This is a genomic window from Bifidobacterium sp., assembly GCF_050874245.1.
Classification (GTDB): Bacteria; Actinomycetota; Actinomycetes; order Actinomycetales; family Bifidobacteriaceae; genus Bifidobacterium.
This window is the reverse complement of sequence record NZ_JBNMKH010000091.1, coordinates 1-6,153: the sequence shown is the minus strand read 5'-3', so window position 1 is coordinate 6,153 and position 6,153 is coordinate 1. Positions and strand designations below refer to the sequence as shown.

6 protein-coding genes and 1 pseudogene are annotated in these 6,153 nt (G+C 60.9%); 6 read left to right on the top strand and 1 reads right to left on the bottom strand.

What is annotated here, in order from left to right; translation table 11 throughout:
- The 5 genes and pseudogenes from ACR0P8_RS08270 to ACR0P8_RS08250 form a co-directional block, all read left to right on the top strand.
- Positions 1-270: pseudogene (locus ACR0P8_RS08270) on the top strand (ABC transporter substrate-binding protein); the annotation flags it as partial.
- 16 nt (positions 271-286) lie between these two features.
- A complete protein-coding gene (locus tag ACR0P8_RS08265) occupies positions 287-1,264 on the top strand; it encodes an ABC transporter permease (RefSeq protein WP_432624620.1) in 978 nt (325 codons plus the stop codon).
- Positions 1,264-2,121 (top strand): ABC transporter permease, encoded by an 858-nt coding sequence (locus ACR0P8_RS08260; RefSeq protein ID WP_039774884.1) that lies wholly within the window; start codon positions 1,264-1,266, stop codon positions 2,119-2,121. The genes ACR0P8_RS08265 and ACR0P8_RS08260 overlap by 1 nt, the downstream gene beginning before the upstream one ends.
- A complete protein-coding gene (locus ACR0P8_RS08255; RefSeq protein ID WP_432624619.1) occupies positions 2,118-2,996 on the top strand; it encodes an ABC transporter ATP-binding protein in 879 nt (292 codons plus the stop codon). The genes ACR0P8_RS08260 and ACR0P8_RS08255 overlap by 4 nt, the downstream gene beginning before the upstream one ends.
- Positions 2,989-3,768 (top strand): ABC transporter ATP-binding protein, encoded by a 780-nt coding sequence (locus tag ACR0P8_RS08250; RefSeq protein WP_042990065.1) that lies wholly within the window; start codon positions 2,989-2,991, stop codon positions 3,766-3,768. The genes ACR0P8_RS08255 and ACR0P8_RS08250 overlap by 8 nt, the downstream gene beginning before the upstream one ends.
- An 84-nt stretch (positions 3,769-3,852) precedes the next feature.
- On the opposite strand, the gene ACR0P8_RS08245 is transcribed toward ACR0P8_RS08250, so the two are convergent.
- Entirely contained in the window at positions 3,853-5,352 is a 1,500-nt protein-coding gene (locus ACR0P8_RS08245; RefSeq protein ID WP_432624618.1) for a hypothetical protein, read from the bottom strand.
- Between the two features lie 649 nt (positions 5,353-6,001).
- On the opposite strand from ACR0P8_RS08245, the gene ACR0P8_RS08240 reads away from it, so the two are divergent.
- Positions 6,002-6,153: pyridoxal-phosphate dependent enzyme (locus tag ACR0P8_RS08240; protein ID WP_432624621.1), on the top strand; the 152-nt coding region annotated here is incomplete at its 3' end.

Here is a 6,153-nt window from a genome sequence, read left to right as displayed (position 1 = left end):
GACTTCTACAAGTGGACCACGCCGGACTACTATTACCACTACGACAACAAGAACGTGCAGGCGCTCTACGCCAAGGCGCTCGCGGCCACCGACGAGGAGGAAAGCAACGAATACCTCAAGCAGGCGGCGAAGGCCGTCAGCGAGGACGCCCCTGCGGATTGGCTGTTCGGCTACCGTGTGACCGTGGCGTACAACACGAGTGTCAAGGGATTCCCTGACAAGCTCAGCCAGACGGTACTGCCCCTGTGGCAGATCGCCAAAGTGAAATGATGCAAGGCGAAATGATATGAGATTCGTGGCCAAACGGCTGCTGCTGTTCGTGGCGGCGCTGACTGGATTGTCGATACTGGTTTTTCTGGCATTGCGTGTGCTTCCCGGTGACGTTGCAGCCGTCATGGCCGGAACGAACGCGACCGCAGCCCGTATCGCCGCGCTGCGCATGGAGATGGGGCTCGACCGGCCGTTGCCCATGCAATATGCGGACTGGCTGACCGGCCTGCTGCATGGCGATCTGGGCGTATCCGCCATCAGCGGCAAATCGGTCGCCTTGCAGGTCGGCGTGCGGTCTGCGGTCACGTTCCCGCTTATCGTACTCAGCCTTGCCATAGCACTGCTCATCGGATTGCCGCTTGGCTGCGCGGCCGTTATCACCAGAAACAGAAGATGGCGTGGACTGCTCCATGTGATCGCCATTATCGGCGGTGCCGTTCCCGCATTATGGAGCGGCCTGCTGCTGATTCTGCTGTTCTCGCGCGGCTCGGGATTGCTGGGGCTTTTCCCCTCACAGGGCTTCCCGAACGACGGCTGGGCGAGCCCAAGGCGTGCATTGGCGTCGCTGGTGCTCCCCGCGTTGGCCACCGGCATCACCGCCGGGGCCGGAATCATGCGCTATACGCGTGCCGCATTAGGTGATGCCGCGCAATCCCAGGCCGTGAGCATGGCCATGGCCTGCGGCATGACACGCAAACAGGCATTGCTGCGCGTCGGATTGCGGCTGTCGCTGCCGCAGCTGGTATCGGTTATCGGACTGACCTTCGCCCAAATGGTAACAGGCGTGATGGTGGTCGAGAACCTGTTCGCCCTGCCGGGACTTGGCGCAATGCTCGTCACCGATGTGGGCAACCGGGATCTGATCGCGGTGCAGAGCGAACTGTTCCTGCTGACCGCGTTCTTCCTGCTGCTGGGGCTGGCGGTCGATATGGCGCATCATGCGCTCGACCCAAGACTGAAAAACGCTTCCACCGACTTGCAGGAGGTGCTGTGATGTCCACTGCTCGTGTGGTTATGCGCTCGATATGGCGCAAAGCCAGCGGCAAATATGCGCTGACCGTGCTCGGCCTGTGGGTGCTGGTTTCGCTGGTTTCGCTCGTATGGACGCCGCATACGCTGCTGGAGACCGACGGATTCCACGCATGGGCCTCGCCCTCGGCCGCGCACCCGTTGGGGACGGATGGCGTCGGCGCCGATGTGCTGAGCTGGCTGATGGCCGGATCGCGCACGAATCTTGCGATCGCATTGCTGACCGTTGCCGTGTCCGGCATATTCGGCCTGGCATTGGTGGCCGCCATGGTGTCGCGCAACACCGTGCTGCGATCCACGTCGGTGGTGGTGGTCGATGCGCTGATCTCTATACCGACCGTGCTGATCGCATTGATGCTGTCCGTGCCGTTCGGCGCCTCGGCGGCGGTGATTGTGGCCGCATGCGGATTCGCCTACGGACTGAATCTGGCGCGTATCGCAAGACCTGCGGCCGTACTCGCCGCGCGTTCGCAGTATGTTGAATCGGCGGTATGGTTCGGAGCCTCCGGCATGCGCGTGTTCGTCAGGCATATCATGCCGAATGTGATGCCGGTGCTGCTGGTGCAGTTGTCGATGAGCGCGGGAACATCGATACTGGCCGAGGCGGGGCTGACCTATCTTGGTGTCGGCGTAGGCGCCGGCGTGCCCAGTTGGGGGCATTCCCTCGCCACATCCGTGAAATTCATCAGCATCTACCCTCTGACCGTGCTATGGCCGGGACTAGTCGTAACGATGACGGTGATCGCATTGCATCTGTTCGGCGATGCACTGCGTGACGCCATCGACCCATTGACCAATCCCGAGCTGAGGGAGGCGGCATGAGCATTGAAATTCGCGGACTGAACATCGCCATTGGTACGAAGCCCATCGTGCGCGATGTGTGCATGGGCATAGCCGATGGCGAACGGGTCGGCCTGGTCGGTTCCTCCGGGTCGGGCAAATCCATGATCGCCAAGGCCCTGATGGGGTTGCTGCCCGATACGGCACGGATAAGCGGTTCGATCATGGTCGGCGGCAAACAGCTGATCGGATTGGACGATACCGCCATGGCCGATTTGCGCGGGCGTTATATGGGCATGGTGTTCCGGAATCCGGCGGCAGCGCTCAATCCCGTGATGACGGTTGCACAGCAGATCGGTCTGCCGCTGTACCTGCACTACGATCTGTCGCTTGACGAGCGTCTTGATCGTGTCAAGGCGATGCTTGACAAAGTGGGGCTTTCCCAGGATGCACTGCTGAAATACCCACATCAGCTTTCCGGCGGGCAGCAGCAGCGTGTCGGCATCGCCACCGCGCTGATCACTTCGCCGCGATTCATCATCGCCGACGAGCCGACCACGGCATTGGATTCGATCACGCAACGTCAGATCGTCGACCTGCTGACGTCGCTGGTCGACGATGCCGGCGCGTCCATGCTGTTCATCACCCATGATTTCGCGGTGCTCGCACGCGCCACTACGCGCTGTTATGTGCTGGACGGCGGTTCGATCGCCGAAACGGGTACGACCGCAAGCCTATTGCAGGCGCCGGCAAGCGAACCCGCGCGACGTTTGGTCGATGCGGCCAGGTTGCTTACCCTGCCGCATGGCAACAGTGCTGGTAGCAGTGTTGGCAGCCGGGAATCCGCGAGAGCGCAATCCAAGCGGGAGACGTTCAAGAACACGGCAATCATGAGGAAAGACGACGGCAATGAGTGACATCGTGCTGCAGGGGCGTGGCATCTGTACAAGCTTCGGTTCGAAGCGGGAACGCAGGCAGGTGCTGTTCGACGTGGACGTTGACGTATACGAGGGGGAGTGCCTGGCGATTATCGGCGCTTCCGGTTCGGGCAAATCGACGCTGACGCGTGTGCTGTTCGGCTTGGGATCCGCCGATTCGGGCGAGATCACGTATCGCGGCCAGACAATGGGGAAGCGGGGCTCTGCCGTGCGCCGCATGCTACGCGGACAGACCGGCCTGGTGTTCCAGGACCCCTTCGCCTCGCTCGACCCGCGCTGGCGCGTCGCACGTTCCGTAGAGGAGCCGTTGCGCTTGCACCACAAGGGCATGGGCAATGATGAGATCGCCTCGCAGGCCGAGCATGCATTGCGTGTGGTCGGGCTTGACCCGGCGGTGTTCGCCGCACGGTACCCCATGGATCTTTCCGGCGGGCAGGCGCAGCGTGTGGCCATCGCGCGTGCCATAGTGGACGATCCGGGCATCATTCTTGCCGACGAGCCGATGAGCGCCATCGACGTGGCCGCACGCGTGAGGATTCTGGAGGCATTCCGCGCCATCCGCGCGGCAAACCCGAGCATGTCGCTGGTCATGGTCTCGCACGATCTTGGCGTGGTGCAGCATATCGCCGACCGTATCGTCGTCCTACATGACGGACGCGTCGAGGAAAGCGGTACGACCACGGAAATACTGAAGCATCCCTGTTCCGCGTACACGCGCTCGCTCATCGAAGCCGCGTCCATGCAGTCCTGATCGCAGGTCGGATCGATGCAAGGTAGGCGGCTGGGCCGGCTGAACCGACTGGATCGCCTGAATCGGCTGAATCGGCTGAACCGACTAGAACGTGAACAGTCTGCGCAACCAGTCATACAGGGCGGGATTCGAAACGTTCCAGCTTTCGCTCCGCCCCGGGGTCATAAGCCATAGCAGCTGCAAGCCGATGCCGACGATAAGCAGGGCGACGATCACGACGGTCAGCCACCGGCGCCCATTTTCACGCGCATCCGTGTTCCATACGAACAGCAGGCACATGGTGCCGATGAGCATCAGCCATGTCATATCGCACAGGTAACGCGCGTTCACGCCGAACGGTCCGTCGATGCATGCGATGAGGACGGCGAGAACGAGGAACGTGAGTCCTATCGCACCGCACTGTGTTGCGTGGGAGTTTTGGCTGCGCCGCAGTCGAATGAAATACCGGATGGCCGCGGGCAATGCGAGCAGGCAGATCGGCGACAGCGCGACGAGTCCGCCGGCGAACTGTTCCGGAATGATGTTCCGATTACGGAACAGGAATCCCCATGGGTTTGCCTCATCCAGTGAGAACACGTCCATGGTGTAGGGGAATTCCCTCGTGAAACCGATTGGGGTGAGGAACAGCAGGAGGACGGAATACAGGCGTGCTTTCAGACTGACATGCCGTTGCGTCAGATCGCAGCCGGTGAGATTGTAGGCTGCGCCGAAGTCGAACGGGTCGTCGAAACGGGCCGTGTTGTATGCCATCATCGCGCAGCCGATGATGAGGAACGGCAGAATCGCCGCGATGGTGGAGAGGATGGCGTGTCTGGAACGGGTGGACAGGATATCGCGGGTTCGGATTTGCGGCCATAGGAGGATGATGCCGAATACCGCGGTGAGGATGAACGCCGGTCTGCAGGCGATGGTGAGCGCGACAAGCGTCGAACCGATGGCGATGAACGGAGTGCGTGGGGTGTGATGGCCATCGCCGGAAGAGCGTGCCCACAATGCGATGCCGGCGGGCGCGAGTGCGAGCGATGCGAGGATGGGAATCGAATAGAACCATGGGACGAGCACCAGATACGTCAATCCGGATGCCGCTACGATTGCGGTGCAGACGAGGACCGCGAGCCATCTGGGGGTGCCATGCCAATAGCGCTTCCACAGTGTTTCGATGAGGAATATGAGCGAAGCGCATGCCAGTATCGCAAGGAACGCGCATCCTGCGGCGGTCGGCAGATCGGTTCCGGTCAGTGCTTTGAACGGCGCGAAGAGCAGGAGCGCCGGCAGCGGGCCGAAATAGCAGTAGTACCGGCCATGGTAGAAGGCCCAATCCCAGCGTGACGGATCGCCGGTTTGCATGCCGAGGGTTCCTCTGGCCTGTTCGTCGTACGGATTATCCATGGCCGCAAGCCAGTCGGGGACATGCGCGTCGATCCAGATCCTGCCGTGCAGGAACGCGTCGGCGAGTTGCTGGTACTGTGAACGGTCCACGAGGAAGGTGCCGCCTTGGTATTGCAAGGTGTACACGCTGTCGGAAGGATGCGTGGACACGGTCAGCAGTATGAGAATCGTCGACATCACCGCCCAGAGAACCACGAAAGGCGTCCATGTGCGATGGCGTTTGCGGTTGGTGTGATTGGTGTGATCGGTGCGATCGGCTTCCGGCGTGAGCGGGGAACGTCCGTTGTTCCCCGTCGACGGTCGTACTCGATGTGCGGGGAATATGAAAGAGGTTCCTCTATACATAATTGCATTGTATATCACGTAGACGCGATGATATCCGGTGGGGTGTTGGGCGCTGCGAAGGCTGTTATATCGCAGGTTATTGGGGCGGAACGAGCCCGTTCCGGGAAGCTGATACGGTTCGGATGTCCGCATGATGAACGCGGGTGACATGCCGATGCCCGGGGGAGTGGTAATGTAAGCTACATGTTCAATCGCTCTTGTTGTTGCTGTCGCTAACCAACCGCCCGAGGGGCGCGTGGTTCATCGACGCATAACTTGAGATAGGACATTCCAGAACGTTCGGCGTGGTCGCCAGAACTTCGATTTTCCGGATTCCCGTAACGTATCGGCATGATCGCCAACCTTCGGCATACGGCATACCGTAACCGTATACGGTGATCTTCGCACAAACGCGAAAATCCCAACAGGTCCTGTTTCAACCGCTGCACATGACGACGTGGCTTCCCGGGAGCGCATCCCAACCGAATCACCGAAACCGCAAAACCCCAAAGGAAACGTCATGACCATCCACAACAGCACCGCAGAACTCATCGGCAACACCCCGCTCATCCGCCTCAACCATGTGACCGAAGGCATCAAGGCCACCATCGCGGCCAAAGTCGAATACTTCAACCCCGGCGGCTCCTCCAAGGACCGCATCGCCGAACGCAT

Excerpts from the sequence above, each read along its gene's own strand:
- ACR0P8_RS08260 (WP_039774884.1), top strand. The coding sequence starts at position 1,264 with ATGTCCACTGCTCGTGTGGTTATGCGCTCGATATGGCGCAAAGCCAGC.
- ACR0P8_RS08255 (WP_432624619.1), top strand. The coding sequence starts at position 2,118 with ATGAGCATTGAAATTCGCGGACTGAACATCGCCATTGGTACGAAGCCC.
- ACR0P8_RS08265 (WP_432624620.1), top strand. The coding sequence starts at position 287 with ATGAGATTCGTGGCCAAACGGCTGCTGCTGTTCGTGGCGGCGCTGACT.
- ACR0P8_RS08250 (WP_042990065.1), top strand. The coding sequence starts at position 2,989 with ATGAGTGACATCGTGCTGCAGGGGCGTGGCATCTGTACAAGCTTCGGT.